Below are 13,741 nucleotides of genomic sequence, written 5' to 3' on the forward strand. Positions count from 1 at the left end.
GGCCGGACGGGGACGAGCGGAGGACGTTCGGCCCTGGGTGCCAGTGGCCCTGCCGCCGGAGCCGGTCCTCGGCCTGGGTGGCGATGACGGCGGCCTGGATGCGCCGTTCCACGCCGAGTTCGGCCGGCAGGCGGGAGATGTGGTTCTTCACCGTCTTCTCGGCGAGGAACAGCCGCCGGGCGGCCTGGTGGTGGCGCTCGGATCGAGCTGTCCCGCCGCGACCGTACGCACGGCGGACACCAGGTCGCAGCCCTGGATCTGTTTCAGGACGTACCCGGACGCGCCCGCCGTGATCGAGTCGGGCAGGGCCTCCTCGTCGTCGAACGAGATCAGCATGAGGCAGGCCGGCTCGGGCAGCCGTGAGCGCGGCTCCCGGCAGACCGTCACGCCGTCGCCGTCGGGCAGCCGCACGTCCAGCACGGCCACCTGCGGCCGGAGCGCCGGAACACGGACCATGGCCTGCTCGACGTGGATCCCTCACCGACCACGGTGATGTCCGGCTCGTCGTCGAGGAGGTCGCGCACCCCGCGGCGTACCACTTCGTGGTCGTCCAGCAGGAAGACCCGGATCGGGCTGTCCGGGCCCGGCCGCTCGCCGTCCGCCATCGAATGCTCCTTGTCCTGCCTCCCGCGCCGGATTGCCTGCGCCGGTTTCCGAGATGTTCGCCCCTGAGCGCCCGCGGAACCAGGGCCGGTCGGCCCCGATCCCTGCGCCTGTCTCCTTCCCCCGGTGCCCCTTCGGTCCACCGCCGGACCCGCTCGCGAGGCCCCTGGGCCGGCCGGACGCGGATGAGGGCCGAACGGCCCTTACCCCTGCTGAGACAGGGCGGTTCCATGGACGGTCAGGAGTGAGCCGCCGACCCGTACGGAAACCGCCATGCGCCTCGACAACACCCAGCCGGTCCCCGTCGGGCCGCGCCTGAGCATCGAGCTGGACGGCGATGAAGCGCTGCGGCTGCTGGGCAGCGTGTCCGTGGGCAGGATCGTCTTCACGCGGCACGCACTGCCGACCATCCGGCCGGTCAACCACATCCTGGATCGCGGTGACATCGTCATCCGCACCCATGAGGGCGCGGCCCTGACCTCCCGAGCGCGCGAGTCCGCCCCGTCGGGCGTGGTCGTGGCCTACGAGGCCGACACCATCGACCCGGCCACACACCTCGGCTGGAGCGTGGTCGCCACCGGCTACGCCCAGCTGGTGACCGACCCGGAGGAGCTGGCCCGCTATCGGCGGCTGCTGCATCCGTGGGTGCAGCAGACCATGGACTACGCGGTCCGCATCCGGCCCGGCCTGGTCACCGGCATCCGTCTCACGAACACCTGGGCAAGCCGCCCGGACGGCGGCCGAGGCGAGCCCCCGTGACCGGGACCGACAGCCCCCGCATCGACCCCAACGGCCCTCGCCCGGGCCGGGCTTCGGCGCCCACGCTGGACTTGGGCCCAGGTCGCCGCGGCGGCGCCACGGGCCGAAGGAGCTGATCGCCATGACGACCCTGGCGGGAACACCTGACCGTCCTGTGCGGGTGAACGCGGTGCTCGACGTGCCCCTGTCCCGTTGGCTGTGGCTGGTGAAGTGGATCCTGGTGATTCCGCACTACGTGGTGCTGTTCTTCCTCTGGATCGCCTTCACCCTGGTGAGCGTGGTCGCGTTCTTCGGCATCCTGTTCACCGAGCGCTATCCGCGCCCGTTGTTCGACTTCAACCTCGGTGTACTGCGCTGGAGTTGGCGGGTGGCGTACTACTCGTACGGCGCCCTGGCCACCGACCGGTACCCGCCGTTCAGCCTGGGCGAGGAGCCCGACTACCCCGCGCGGCTGGACATCGCCTACCCCGAGCGGCTCTCCCGGGGGCTGGTCCTGGTGAAGTGGTGGCTGCTGGCCATCCCGCACTACATCGTCATCGGGTTCTTCCTCGGCGGGTGGCATCTCGGCTGGTGGGACGGCGGGCTGGTGGCCGTGCTGGCGCTGATCGCCGCCGTCACGCTGGCCTTCACCGAGAAGTACCCGCGGGCCCTGTTCGACCTGATCCTCGGGCTCAACCGGTGGGTGCTTCGGGTGGCCGCCTACGCCGCTCTGATGACGGACACCTACCCGCCCTTCCGGCTCGACATGGGCGGCACCGAGCCCCGCGAACCCTTCGCGCCCGACGACGTGTCGTGACCCCCCTGCTGGTGGCGGCGTTCCTGATCGTGCACGGGCTGTTGCACCCCGGCGTGTGGACGGCGCCGCAACAGCCCGGCACGGCGGCCCCGTTCACACCCGGGCACTCGTGGGTGCCGGCGGCCGTGGGGGTCCGCCCGGGCGCCGGCTGGTGGCCCACGGCCGGCCTTGTCGCCGCATCGAGCGGGCTGGTGCTCAAGGCGGTCTGGTTCGACCCGTGGCTGAGCGTCGGTGTGCTGCTGGACGTGGGCGTGATCACCGCTGTGGCCAGTTCGTGGCCCGCCTCCGTCTGTTGACGACCTGGGAGATCAGTCGTGCGGCACCACCGCGACCGGTGCGGCGGCATGCTGCAGCACTGCGTGGGCCACGGAACCTATGTGACCGCCGATCGAAGTGTGGCGTTCGCTGCGGCCCACGACGACCAGGCCCGCATCGCGTGAGGCGTGTGCGAGATGACGGCCTGCGCTGCCGATCACGGCCTGCGCATGCACCTCGACGCCGGGGAACTTGTCCTGCCACGGCCGCAGGGTGTCGGTCAGTGCGTGCCGCACCTGCTCGGCCAGTTCCTCGTTCACCCCTACGTCCATGGCGCTGCCGTAGCCGTAGGAGGTCGGCAGGCTCCAGCCGTGGATGATCTGCAGGCCGCTTGCGCGGCGCAGGGCCGCGTCGAACGCGAAGCCGATGAGCGCGTCGCCGGGGTCGTCCAGGTCCAGCCCGAGCAGCACATCGCGATACGGAGTGGTGGTGGACGCGCCGCCCGAGGCGTCGGGCAGATGCTCGTCCTGGGCACGCTCGCCGGCCCGGACGAGAACGACGGGCCGCGCGGCACGGGCCACCACGGCGAGGGAGACGGAGCCGACCAGGAACCCGGCGACCGTTCCGAGACCCCGGGATCCGAGGACCAGCAGGTCAGCCTCCTCCGCGGCGGCCAGGAGGGCCGCGACCGGCTGCCCCCCGGTCTGCTGTACGCCGATGTCCAGACCGGGGTGGCGGTGCGCGAGCCGGGACCGCGCATCGTGCAGCAGGGTCTTGGCCCACGCATGCTGCGCATCGACCGCGCCCGGGGCGGGGACTCCGGCGAGGGCCGGGATCAGGTGGGACTGCGGTTCCCGGGCGTGCAGCAGGCACAGCGCCGCCCCGCGTTGTACTGCCTCGCGGGCGGCCCAGTCGGCGGCGGCGAGACTCTGCGGTGAGCCGTCGAGGCCGACGGTGATGGTGGACATGTGCGGACCTCCTTCGGGGTTGCTCTGCCAGTTTCCGGGCGGCGCGGGCGACGCAGGAGGGGCCTCAAGTCCCCGCCGAGGACCGGTCGGCCCACGCACAGCGGATGCCCAACGCTTCTCAGGCTGCGGGCAGGGCGGGCCGCACAGCGTGCCGGAGCGGCCGTGCACGATCTCGTAGGCCGCGTCCAGGGCGCCGGTGCGTTCCACGAACCGGGCGGCCGCCTCGGCCTTGGGTCCCATCGAGCCGACGGAAAGACCGGCCCGGCGCAGCTCGGCGGGGTGGCGTCGGGCACGTCGGACTTGAGGTCCTCGGCGAGCAGGGCGGCCGTCAGGTCCTTGTCGACGACGGCCTCGACGCCGCTGAGGGCAGCGTTGTCCGGTCGGCGGTGACGGGGACGCCTCCGCCGCCGGCACAGATCACCAGCGTGCCGTTGCTGAGGAGTTGGTGGATGGTGTCGGTCTCCACGATGCGCTCGGGCGCCGGGGAGGCGACGACGCGCCGCCACCCGGTGGTGTCCTGGGCGATGTGCCGGCCGTACTTCCGGGCGAGCGACCGGGCCACCTCGCTGACGCTCCGCCTCGCGGGTCATCTCGCCTTCGCCGATCTCGTACACATCGGCCACGTCTCCGGCACGGTGCGCCACACGCCGCTGCGGGCCCTCCGCACGGACGCCACGGTCGTGATCGGCATCAACTTCGGGCGGGATTCCGACTGGTCGAAGAACATCCGGGCCGCCGGGCAGTGCCGGATGCGACTGCGCGGCGAGCGGCTCGAACTGGCCCCCCGAGGATCGTCCCGGTCGAGGAGGGCATCCGCGGCATGCCCCGGCTGTTCGGCACCGTGCTCAGGAATGTCGTCCGCACCGCCGAGTGCGTCGAGTTGCCCGTCCTCGGCAGCACTCCGCTCAAGGGGCACGGAGCTGTGACATGAGCGGCTCCGCCTGCGGAACGCCTAGCACAACGCCGCTCTCCGGCCACCGCGGCCGCAAGGCCCCTGGGGTGCCCCGGACGGCCCCTCCCCCTGCCCGGCTGCGCGGGCAACGCTGGCGGTGACCGCCCGTCCCGGCGGGAACCGTCCACTCGGGACCGATGCCATGATCACCGCAGCTGCCGTGCTCCAACTCTTGGTTCTCGCGGGCGCGTTGTACGACACGGGAGGTCTGCTGACGTCGCCCGGAGCCCGTCGTCCGATGTGGCCCCGGCCACGGCGCGGTCGCGCCGCGCTCGAGGCGGCCGAGCGGCAGTTGGTGGAGCAGCGGCTGCACGGCCGGATCGACGCGGCCGCATACCGGGAGCGGATGCGGTCCATCGCGGACGGGCGACGCCCCCGGGCGGGGCACCACGGCTGACTCCGGGAGGCCGCGGCAAAGGCCGGCCTTTCGTACGACACCGGACCTGTCGCTGCTCCTCGCCAGGGAGCAGTCGCCTCCGGCCTTCCGTACGTACCGAGCCACCCCTGCGTGGCAAGGACCCGAACGTCCCTCAGACAGGTCCGCTCGCCCCTCTCCCACCCGGGGTCACGGAGTGATCATTGAGTTGGGCGCGGACGCCGGGCACGGCATCCGAAGGGGTTCCCCCGTCCCCTGCCGGAAACGGCGTTCGCGCCAGGGGGACGGCCCTGCGAGGGGTCGTGGCCGCACGTGGGTCGTCGGCCGCGTGCCCGCGCAGCCGCGCGGGCACGTCCCCCGGCCCGGCGGTGGACAGAGCCGAAGAGACAGGTCCGTGGCGCCGTGCGGCCCCACGGTCCGGGCGGGCCATGGGACCCGAGTTCCCCAACCCATGGGCCGTGTGGCGCCTCTTCCCTCCAGCGCCCCGAAACGGCACCGAAACTAGGGAGGACGACTGCTGAACAGAAGGTCGCCGCGCATTCGACGCGACGGTCCTCGCGCCCCGTTCCCCCGCCCGGGAGGCTCCATGCTGTCCGCAGAATCCGCCGCCGTGGCAGGTGCCACCCTGCCCGCCGCGGCCGGAGCGCTCGACGAGATCACGACGCACTCTGCTGCGGGGCGATGTTCCGGGACCGGGCGGAACTGCTCGACCCTTCGGGGACGTGTTCCTCGACGGCCCGGCCGCCGGCACCGACCCGCTGGTGCTGGTCTCGGCGGGCATCGGCTGCACCCCCATGACGAGCATCCTTGACCATCTCGAAGCGGGCGACTCCACCCGCCGGGTGCTGCTCCTGCACGCCGACCTGTCCCCGCCGACCACGCCCTGCGCGCCGAGACCCGCGAGCTCGTCGGGAACTGCCGCACGCCCGTGCGCTCTTCTGGTACGAGCGTCCCGGCGCCGAGGAGCCCGACGGCGCCGCAGTGTTCCTGTGCGGCCCGCTGCCCTTCATGCACCACGTCCGCGCCCAGCTGCACGGTGCCGGGATTCCGGCACCGACACATCCGGTACGAGGTTTTAGGCCCAGGCCTGTGGCTGGCCGACAGCACGGCCTGAACCACCTGCACCTTCCAGGAAAGGATCCACGATGACGCGCGACAGCTCCCAGGCCGCACCCGCGGTGCGGCTGCGTTTCGACGGCCCGGTGGACCAGGAGACCCTCGCCTACGCCCGTACGAAGATCGACGCCGTCGTCGGCCGTTCCGGCCTGCCCTCGATCACCGGTGAGGTACGGATCGTGCGGGCGGCCGTCCGCCATGCCGACCGCCCCTGGCTGGCCACGGCAGACCTGTACGTCGGCGGCCGGCAGGTGGTGGTCCTCGCCGAGCACTCCACCGGCCGGGAGGTCGTGGACCTGCTCCAGGACCGCCTGCGGCGCCAGACCGACAAGGCCGCCCACGCCTGGGAGGACGGCCACCGGACCGAGGCGCCGCCGTGGCGCGGCGGCGGTCAGCAGTCGGCGTAAGGCCTCAGTGGGAACGGCCCGGTCGGTGACGGTCCACGGATCGGGCCGCCGTCGTGTGCTGCCTCGCCGGGACGCGGGCCACCCGGCCCGCACAGGTGACCAACGGCCCACTGCCCAGGCGCCCGGGCGCACGAAAACGTGGGTGCCGTGGTTCCCCGATCGGCGGGCGAGAACGAGGAGTTGTGTGATGGCGAAGGCGTACCTGGTGGGCAGCGGGATCGCGGCGCTCGCCGCGGCCACGTTCCTGGTCCGTGACGGCGGATTCGACGGGGCGGACATCCATCTCTTCGAGGAACAGCACACCGTCGGGGGCAGCCTGGACGCGGGCGGCAGTGTGGACGCCGGCTACAGCATGCGCGGCGGACGGATGTTCGAGGCCGAGTTCCGCTGCACCTACGACCTGCTGTCCGCGATCCCCACGCTCGACGATTCCGCGGTGTCAGTGACCGAGGAGATCCTGGCGGGGCACGAGGAGTTCGCCTGGGACGACGTGGCACGTCTCGTCGACGGAGACGGAAAGATCGTCGACGCCGCCTCGATGGGATTCTCCGAGCGCGACCGGCTGGAACTGGTCCGGTGCCTGGCGAGCCCGGAGGGGCACCTGGACGGCAAACGCATCACGGACTGCTTCGGTGAGCACTTCTTCAAGACGAACTTCTGGTTCATGTGGTGCACCACCTTCGCCTTCCAGCCCTGGCACAGCGCGATCGAGTTCCGCCGCTACCTGAGGCGGTTCATCCATCTCTTCCCGGAGTTCGCGTCGATGTCGGGCATCCACCGGACCCGCTACAACCAGTACGACTCGATCGTGCGTCCTCTCACCGCCTGGCTGCACGAGCGCGGCGTCACCGTGCACACCGGGAGCCGGGTCACCGACCTCGGGTTCGCGCCGGCGCAGGACGGCACCACGGTCGAGACCCTCCGTGTCTCCCGGGGCGGCCGCGACGAGAAGATCGCCGTGGCTCCCGAGGATCTGGTCCTGGTCACCAACGGCTCGATGACGGACGCCTCGAGTCTCGGTTCGCACACCACGGCGCCGCCCCCGCCCGGCCACCGCTCGCAGGCGTGGCTGCTGTGGCACCGCATCGCCCGCGGGCGCGAGGAGTTCGGCAACCCGGCGGTCTTCGACAAGCATGTCAAGGAGTCCCGCTGGGAGTCGTTCACGGTCACCGCCAAGGATCCCGTCTTCCTGGACGCGCTCGCCGAGTTCGCGGGCCGTGGGACCGGCAGGGGCGGGCTGATGACCTTCACCGACTCCAACTGGCTGCTGACGATCGTCGCCAACCGCCAGCCGGTCTACCGCGACCAGCCCGAGGGCGTCTCCGTGTGGTGGGGCTACGGTCTGTTCCCCGGCCGCGCGGGCAACCACACGCCCAAACCGATGACGATGTGCTCCGGCCGGGAGATCCTCGAGGAGGTGCTGCACCATCTGCGCTTCGACGAGTCGTCGGCGGCCCGGGCCCTGGAGACCTCCACCGTGGTGCCCTGTCTGATGCCGTACATCACCAGCCAGTTCCTGGTCCGCCGCCGCGAGGACCGGCCCCATGTGGTGCCCGAGGGATCGGTCAACCTCGCCTTCATCGGACAGTTCGCGGAGGTACCCGACGACGTCGTCTTCACCGTCGAGTACTCGGTGCGCACCGCCTGGACCGCGGTGGCCCGGCTCCTGAACCTCGACCGGCAGCCTCCCGCGGTCTACAAGGGGCACCACGATCCCCGTGTCCTGGCTGCGGCTCTGGAGACGATGCACCGCAGGTGACCGGGCACGACTCGGCCGGTGGAAATCGTGCGCGCGGCCGCGCGGGCCGACAGGCTCCGACGGGGATCCGGTCGGCCTCTGTCAGCCGAGCATCCGCTTCCTCCACTGCGGGCCGACCTGCGCCCACTGCGCGTCCCACTCCGCAAGGCGCCGCCGGTCCAGCCGCCCGCGCGCCAGCCGTTCGCCGGCCAGGACCACGGCCCCTGCTCCCATGGCGGCCCCGGCACCGAACAGAACCGTCTGCAGCCAGGCCTCGGTCGGGCTCGCGGGTTCGAGGACCAGCCTGCCCGTGTGATCGGTCCAGGCAGCGATCCGGGTGCCGACGGCGGTGCCGGGCTCGACCCTCGTGGTGCCGGTGTGCGTCGAACCGTCGGCAGCGACCCAGCGCACCTTCGCCCACACCTTGTCGTCGCTGTACCCCGACGTCGAAACGGGCGGGATCCGTGGCGCGTCCTCGGTCAGCACCGCCGAGACGGAGTGCACGTCCGCACGTCGTGCGGCGAGGTCGTCCTGCACCGCCCCTTGCGTCGCCAGCGCCGCGAGCAGGCCGCCGAGCAGGGCGAGTGTCCATGCAGCGAGCACGATCCACGCTTCAAGCCGGTCGCTGCGGCGCCGCAGGGGATTGCTCCGCCACCGCCAGAACCTGACCCTCTTCGCCTTCGCACGGTGTGTCTTCGTCATCGGTCGACACCCCATTTGTTGTACGTGCCGATGTCCTCACCGACGTCCTCCACTGGGAACGTCCCACGTCATGGCGGGTGGGCGGCAGGGGCCGACCAGGCAGGCCCGCTGGGCCGACCGGCCCGCGTCGTGGCGTCTGCCCCGCGAGGTGCTTCCCGGCTGGCGTGGTGGCGCCGGGCCGGGCAGCGTGTACGTAGCGAGAGCGCCCCTGAGTGATCTGCGTGATCTGAGTGAGGTGACCATGCAATCTGCTGAGCCGACGCACCGGGTCGTCGTCGGCGTGGACGGCTCTCCCTCCTCGTACGCGGCACTGCGCTGGGCGGCACGGTATGCGCAGAACTTCGGCGGTGTGGTGGAGGCTGTCCATGCGTGGGAGACACCGTCGGAGGTGGGCTGGAGCGGCCCTGCGATCGACCCCGACTTCGACCTCGCGCAGGCGCGGGAGCGCTTCGCGGCGGAGCTGCACGCCGTCTTCCCGGACGAACGCCCGCCCGGCCTGCAGGAACGCCTGGTCGAGGGCGATCCCTCCGAGGTGCTGATCCGGGCCTCGCAGGAGGCGGACCTCCTGGTGGTGGGCCGCCGGGGGCGCGGCGGGTTCACCCGGGCGATGCTGGGGTCGGTCAGCCAGCGCTGCGCTCAGCACGCGGTCTGCCCGGTCGTCGTGGTGCGGCAGGCCGACGATCCGTCGCGCTGATACCGCTTCACTGGAAGGCGGCGTGGATCTCCTGTTCGGTGGCGGCGTGCGAGACGACCAGGATTTCGTCGCCGGGCTCGAGCCGCATCCCGGGGGTGGGGACGGTGGGTTGGCCGTCGCGGATGACGGTGGCGACGACCGTGCCCGCGGGAAGGGTGATCTCGGCGAGTGTGCGTCCGGCGGCGCGGGACTGCGGTGTGAGGGCGGTTTCGATGACGTCGACGCCCGCCTTGCTCAGCCGCAGCAGGGCGACGGTGTCCGTGGCGCCGGTGGCCTCCTCGATGAGGGAGATCAGCGGAGTGGCCGCGGGGACTGCGGTGTCGACGCCCCAGTTCCGGTCGAACAGCCAGGTGTTCTCGGTGTCGTTGACGCGTGCCGCGACCCGGGGCACCTCGAACTGCCGCTTGGCGAGCAGGCTGATGACGAGGTTGTCCTCGTCGTCGCCGGTGGCCGCGATGACGAGGTCGGCCGTCAGCACGCCCGAGTGCTCCAGGATCGAGGGTTCGCAGGCGTCCCCGGCCACGAGACGTACGGGCAGATGGCCCTCGAGTTCGGCGACGCGGTCCTCGTCGATGTCGACGAGTGTGACGTCGCTGCGGGCCGCGGCGAGCACCTGGGCGATCTGGGTGCCCAGGCGTCCCGCACCGACGATGAGAGCCTTCATGTCCCCAGCTCCTTGTCCAGAAAGCCGCCCAGGCGGCCGAGCGCGGTCGCCGCGACGGCGAAGGTGACCAGGTCGCCGGGCTCGGCACGGGTGCTGTGGGCCGGCACCAGCGAGCGGCCCGCGCGGGTGACCTCGACGACGCGGATCTCGCCGTCCACGTCGAACTCGGCCAGCCGGCGCCCGCGGACGTAGGACGGCAGCTCGGAGCGGACCAGCAGGGTCTCCCCGTTGCCGAAGGTGAGCTCCGGTGTGAGGTGGCGGTGCAGCAGCATCTGGTGGATCTGGTGCACCGTCCAGCGCACGCTGGCGATGGTGGGGATCCCGAGGTCGCGGTAGATGTCGGCGCGCCGCGGGTCGTAGATACGAGCCAGGACGACGGGCACCCGGTAGGTCTCCTTCGCGGTGCGTGCGCTGACGATGTTGCTGTTGTCGCCCGAGGTGGCGGCCACGAACGCGTCGGCGTGCTCGATCCCGGCGGCCTCGAGCACGGACCGGCTGTAGGCGTTGCCTTCGTGGAACCGGGCCGGGAAGCCGGCCGGCAGCAGTCTGCGGGTCCTGGCGCTGCGGTCGATGAGCTCCACGTCGTGGCCTTCGGCGACGAGCTGGACGGCGAGTGCGGATCCCACCCGGCCGCAGCCCGCGATGATCACCCTCATTGCACTCCTTCCTTCCGGCCGACAGGCCGACGGTGTCGCAGCCACCCCTTGCGGGCCTCCTCGGCCGCCAGCAGCAGCACGCCGAAGCCGACGAGAACGGCCCAGTCGGAGGCGGCGAGCGGGGCGGTGTGGAACAGGGCCTGCAGGGGCGGCGCGTAGCTGATGGCGGCCATCAGCGCGATGCCGAAGCAGCCGGCCGCCAGCAGCCAGGGATTGGACAGCAGGCCGATCCGGAACACGCTCTGCCGGTCGGTGCGCACGGCGAGCGCGTTGAAGAACTGGCTGACCACGATCCCGGCCTGGACCATGGTGATCGCCTCCCGGTAGACGGGGTCGTCCTTGGTGAAGTCGGCGTACGGGATGCCGGAGGCGTGGATGTGCCAGAAGAACACGGCGCACACGCCGAGGGACTGGATGCCGCCGAGGAAGAGGACCCGCCCCATCACGGCGGTGGAGAACAGCCGTTCGCGCCGGGAGCGCGGCGGCCGGTCCATGACGTCCGGCTCCGGTGGCTCGGCGCCCAGGGCCAGCGCGGGAAGGACGTCGGAGCCGAGGTCGATCGCGAGGATCTGTACGGCGGTGATCGGCACCAGGGGGAATCCCGCGAAGGTGGCGGCGAGGATGGGCGTGAGCTCGGCGATGTTGTGGCTGAAGAGGTAGATCAGGAACTTGCGGATGTTCTGGTAGACGGAGCGGCCCAGGCGTACCGCCGTGGTGATGGAGGCGAAGGAGTCGTCCAGCAGCACCATGACGGCGGCCTCCCTGGCGACGTCGGTGCCGGAGGCCCCCATGGCGACGCCGATGTCCGCGTGTTTGAGGGCCGGTGCGTCGTTGGCGCCGTCTCCGGTCACGGCGACGATCTCGCCGCGCTGCTGCAGGGCGGCGACCACCCGCATCTTGTGCTCGGGGCTGACCCGGCACAGCAGCAGTTCGCCCGAGCCGGCGAGCAGGGTGTCCAGAGCTTCGTCGTCGAGCGTGTCCAGCCGGGTGCCGGTGACGACGGTGGGGTCGGGCCGGCGGACGATGCCGACGCGGCGGGCGACTGCTTCCGCGGTCAGCGGGTGATCGCCGGTGACCATGACGATGCGGATGCCTGCGTGCCGGCAGGCGTCGACGGCGTCGCTGACCTCGGGCCGGGGCGGATCCTGCATGCCGACGAGGCCCAGCAGGGCAAGGTCCGACTCGGTCTCGTCCTGGGTGGGGCGGCCGTCGGGCAGGGACCGCGAGGCCACCGCCAGGACCCGCAGGCCCTGGGCGGCCAGTTCGTCGTTGGCGCTGATCACCGCCGTCCTGAGGTCCTCGGTCAGCGGCTGCCGCTCGTCCTTCCATACGACGGCGCTGCAGCGGGCGAGCAGTTCCTGCGGCGCACCCTTGACGCAGGCGCGGAGACCGCCGTGCGGGGCGCGGTGCACGGTGCTCATCAGCTTGCGGGTCGAGTCGAAGGGGAACTCCGTCACCCGTGGCGTCGAGGCCTCCTCGGCCGCCAGGTCCACGCCGGCCTTCGCGGCGGCGACGAGGATGGCTCCCTCCGTGGTGTCGCCGAGGACGCGCCAGCCGTCGTGGTCCGCGGGCGGGACCATCCGGGCGTCGCAGCACAGTGCCGCCGTACGGAGCAGCTCGCGCACCGGCTGTGGGTCGGTCACCTCACCGACGGGTGCGTACCCGACGCCGGAGACGGGATGACGGACACCGCCCGCCCACACCTGGACGACGGTCATCTCGGCCTGGGTGAGGGTGCCGGTCTTGTCCGTGCACACCACGGTGGTGGAGCCCAGAGCCTCCACCGCCAGCAGCTTCTTGACCAGGGCGTGCCGACGGGCCATGCGCCGTACGCCGATGGCCAGGGACACCGACAGCGTCGCGGGCAGGCCCTCGGGCACCAGGGCCACCATCACGCCCAGGGCAAAGACGAAGGTCTCGACGAGCGGCCGCCCGGCAGGCAGCCGCACCGCGAACAGGAGTGCTCCGATCGCCAGGGCCGTACCCGCCACCCTGCGGGCCATGGAGGCCACTTGGCGCTGCAGGGGCGTCTGCTGGCGCGGAGCTGCTGACGCGAGCCGGAAGATGCGCCCGAACTCGGTCGCGGCACCCGTCGCGAACACCACGGCCTTCGCGGACCCCGCCACGACGTCGGTCCCCATGAACACGCAGTTACGGGCCTCGAGCACCGGCCCGGCCGCCACCGGCTGGCGGGTACGGCCGACAGGATCGCTCTCCCCCGTCAGCGCCGCGTTGTTCACCGCGAGTTCGTGTGCCTCCACGAGACGGCAGTCGGCCGAGACCGCGTCACCGGCCTCCAGGACCACGACGTCGCCGGGGACCAGGTCACGCGCGGGCAGTTCCTGCCGCTCCCCTGCGCGCAGCACCCGGCAGGTGTGGGGCACCATCGCCTGGAGCGACTCGGCGGTCCGCTCGGCGGAGTACTCCTGGACGAAGCCGATGGTCGCGTTCAGCAGCACCACGCAGAGAATCGCGACGGCAAGCTGGAGGGTCCCCACGTCCCGGGGGTGCTGAAGACCGTAGGCCAGAAAGGTGATCGCGGACGCGACGACGAGCACCACCGCGAACAGATCCGTGAACTGGCGGGCGAGGTCCCGCCACCAGCCTCTGTGCCGGGCGCGCGGCAGCTCGTTGGGGCCGTGGCGCTCCCGCCGCGGGGCCACGTCGACGGGTGCCAGCCCTCGGGGTGAGCTGTCCAAGGCGGCGAAGACGTCCCGGGTGGCCAGGGTCTGTACCGCAGGGCTGCTCACCGTCATGGCGTGACCACGTGCCGGGCGACGGCGTCGCGGGGTCCGGTGTGGCCGAGCGGCCTCGGTGAAGTCCGCCGTGTGCGCGCGACCGGCCATGACGCCGGGGACGGTCGACGGCACGTGGTGGCCCCGCGGCGGAGCCGCACATCGGCACCGTGCTCGGAGCGCTCAGAGGCCATGGCCTCATCGTGGAGTCCGTCATTCCGGGCCGCAATCGCGGAATCGGGCATCGCGTGCGGTGCCCGCGGCGACACATTCGCAGCGTTCATCCGCCGAGGATCCATCGCGTCGGGCCGCGCGGGCGC

13 protein-coding genes and 2 pseudogenes are annotated in these 13,741 nt (G+C 72.0%); 8 read left to right on the top strand and 7 right to left on the bottom strand.

What is annotated here, in order from left to right:
• Positions 1-46: 46 nt before the first annotated feature.
• Positions 47-605: pseudogene (locus tag AB0N07_RS24760) on the bottom strand (response regulator transcription factor); the annotation flags it as partial.
• Positions 606-876: 271 nt separating this feature from the next.
• On the opposite strand from AB0N07_RS24760, the gene AB0N07_RS24765 reads away from it, so the two are divergent.
• From AB0N07_RS24765 to AB0N07_RS24775, 3 genes are all read left to right on the top strand, one after another.
• Positions 877-1,362 carry a pyridoxamine 5'-phosphate oxidase family protein gene (locus AB0N07_RS24765; RefSeq protein ID WP_365838503.1) on the top strand — a complete coding sequence of 162 codons (486 nt, stop codon included), beginning with the start codon at positions 877-879 and terminating at the stop codon, positions 1,360-1,362.
• A 121-nt stretch (positions 1,363-1,483) separates the two neighbouring features.
• Positions 1,484-2,158, top strand: coding sequence for a DUF4389 domain-containing protein (locus AB0N07_RS24770; RefSeq protein WP_365838505.1), 675 nt, complete (start codon positions 1,484-1,486; stop codon positions 2,156-2,158).
• The gene (locus AB0N07_RS24775; RefSeq protein ID WP_365838507.1) at positions 2,155-2,454 is read left to right on the top strand and encodes a hypothetical protein; all 300 of its coding nucleotides are present in this window, start codon (positions 2,155-2,157) and stop codon (positions 2,452-2,454) included. Before AB0N07_RS24770 ends, AB0N07_RS24775 begins: the two co-directional genes overlap by 4 nt.
• A 12-nt stretch (positions 2,455-2,466) precedes the next feature.
• Here the strand turns inward: AB0N07_RS24775 and AB0N07_RS24780 are convergent, their stop codons facing one another.
• Together AB0N07_RS24780 and AB0N07_RS24785 are read right to left on the bottom strand one after the other, a co-directional pair.
• Positions 2,467-3,381 (bottom strand): universal stress protein, encoded by a 915-nt coding sequence (locus AB0N07_RS24780; protein WP_365838620.1) that lies wholly within the window; start codon positions 3,379-3,381, stop codon positions 2,467-2,469.
• A gap of 144 nt (positions 3,382-3,525) precedes the next feature.
• A pseudogene (locus tag AB0N07_RS24785) lies at positions 3,526-3,946 on the bottom strand (carbamate kinase); the annotation flags it as partial.
• Between AB0N07_RS24785 and AB0N07_RS24790 the strand changes: the two are divergent.
• The 4 genes from AB0N07_RS24790 (at position 3,906) to AB0N07_RS24805 (ending at position 7,991) form a co-directional block, all read left to right on the top strand.
• Positions 3,906-4,307: a nitroreductase family deazaflavin-dependent oxidoreductase gene (locus tag AB0N07_RS24790; RefSeq protein WP_365838622.1), complete on the top strand. Its 402-nt coding sequence runs from the start codon at positions 3,906-3,908 to the stop codon at positions 4,305-4,307. The pseudogene AB0N07_RS24785 and the gene AB0N07_RS24790 overlap by 41 nt on opposite strands.
• Positions 4,308-4,475: 168 nt before the next feature.
• A complete protein-coding gene (locus tag AB0N07_RS24795) occupies positions 4,476-4,730 on the top strand; it encodes a hypothetical protein (RefSeq protein WP_365838509.1) in 255 nt (84 codons plus the stop codon).
• A 1,124-nt stretch (positions 4,731-5,854) separates the two neighbouring features.
• Complete coding sequence (locus AB0N07_RS24800) at positions 5,855-6,232, top strand: hypothetical protein (protein WP_365838511.1); 378 nt, start codon at positions 5,855-5,857, stop codon at positions 6,230-6,232.
• A 187-nt stretch (positions 6,233-6,419) separates the two neighbouring features.
• Entirely contained in the window at positions 6,420-7,991 is a 1,572-nt protein-coding gene (locus AB0N07_RS24805; RefSeq protein WP_365838513.1) for an oleate hydratase, read from the top strand.
• Positions 7,992-8,072: 81 nt separating this feature from the next.
• On the opposite strand, the gene AB0N07_RS24810 is transcribed toward AB0N07_RS24805, so the two are convergent.
• Positions 8,073-8,672 (bottom strand): hypothetical protein, encoded by a 600-nt coding sequence (locus tag AB0N07_RS24810; RefSeq protein ID WP_365838515.1) that lies wholly within the window; start codon positions 8,670-8,672, stop codon positions 8,073-8,075.
• A 241-nt stretch (positions 8,673-8,913) separates the two neighbouring features.
• On the opposite strand from AB0N07_RS24810, the gene AB0N07_RS24815 reads away from it, so the two are divergent.
• Positions 8,914-9,366: a universal stress protein gene (locus tag AB0N07_RS24815; protein ID WP_365838517.1), complete on the top strand. Its 453-nt coding sequence runs from the start codon at positions 8,914-8,916 to the stop codon at positions 9,364-9,366.
• 7 nt (positions 9,367-9,373) lie between these two features.
• Here the strand turns inward: AB0N07_RS24815 and AB0N07_RS24820 are convergent, their stop codons facing one another.
• From AB0N07_RS24820 to AB0N07_RS24830, 3 genes are read right to left on the bottom strand one after another with little or no spacing between them, the layout of a single operon-like run.
• Positions 9,374-10,030, bottom strand: coding sequence for an NAD-binding protein (locus AB0N07_RS24820; RefSeq protein WP_365838520.1), 657 nt, complete (start codon positions 10,028-10,030; stop codon positions 9,374-9,376).
• A complete protein-coding gene (locus AB0N07_RS24825) occupies positions 10,027-10,686 on the bottom strand; it encodes a TrkA family potassium uptake protein (RefSeq protein WP_365838522.1) in 660 nt (219 codons plus the stop codon). Before AB0N07_RS24825 ends, AB0N07_RS24820 begins: the two co-directional genes overlap by 4 nt.
• On the bottom strand, positions 10,683-13,442 hold the full coding sequence (locus tag AB0N07_RS24830; RefSeq protein WP_365838524.1) for a cation-transporting P-type ATPase: 2,760 nt from the start codon (positions 13,440-13,442) through the stop codon (positions 10,683-10,685). The genes AB0N07_RS24825 and AB0N07_RS24830 overlap by 4 nt, the downstream gene beginning before the upstream one ends.
• Positions 13,443-13,741 lie beyond the last annotated feature (299 nt).

The organism is Streptomyces sp. NPDC051172 (genome assembly GCF_040682555.1).
Lineage (GTDB): Bacteria > Actinomycetota > Actinomycetes > Streptomycetales > Streptomycetaceae > Streptomyces.

Bases quoted from the DNA above. Each gene is read 5' to 3' on its own strand.
- AB0N07_RS24825 (WP_365838522.1), bottom strand. From the start codon at position 10,686: ATGAGGGTGATCATCGCGGGCTGCGGCCGGGTGGGATCCGCACTCGCC.
- AB0N07_RS24765 (WP_365838503.1), top strand. From the start codon at position 877: ATGCGCCTCGACAACACCCAGCCGGTCCCCGTCGGGCCGCGCCTGAGC.
- AB0N07_RS24830 (WP_365838524.1), bottom strand. From the start codon at position 13,442: ATGACGGTGAGCAGCCCTGCGGTACAGACCCTGGCCACCCGGGACGTC.
- AB0N07_RS24820 (WP_365838520.1), bottom strand. From the start codon at position 10,030: ATGAAGGCTCTCATCGTCGGTGCGGGACGCCTGGGCACCCAGATCGCC.
- AB0N07_RS24770 (WP_365838505.1), top strand. From the start codon at position 1,484: ATGACGACCCTGGCGGGAACACCTGACCGTCCTGTGCGGGTGAACGCG.
- AB0N07_RS24805 (WP_365838513.1), top strand. From the start codon at position 6,420: ATGGCGAAGGCGTACCTGGTGGGCAGCGGGATCGCGGCGCTCGCCGCG.
- AB0N07_RS24800 (WP_365838511.1), top strand. From the start codon at position 5,855: ATGACGCGCGACAGCTCCCAGGCCGCACCCGCGGTGCGGCTGCGTTTC.
- AB0N07_RS24815 (WP_365838517.1), top strand. From the start codon at position 8,914: ATGCAATCTGCTGAGCCGACGCACCGGGTCGTCGTCGGCGTGGACGGC.
- AB0N07_RS24790 (WP_365838622.1), top strand. From the start codon at position 3,906: ATGTGCCGGCCGTACTTCCGGGCGAGCGACCGGGCCACCTCGCTGACG.
- AB0N07_RS24780 (WP_365838620.1), bottom strand. From the start codon at position 3,381: ATGTCCACCATCACCGTCGGCCTCGACGGCTCACCGCAGAGTCTCGCC.
- AB0N07_RS24810 (WP_365838515.1), bottom strand. From the start codon at position 8,672: ATGACGAAGACACACCGTGCGAAGGCGAAGAGGGTCAGGTTCTGGCGG.
- AB0N07_RS24795 (WP_365838509.1), top strand. From the start codon at position 4,476: ATGATCACCGCAGCTGCCGTGCTCCAACTCTTGGTTCTCGCGGGCGCG.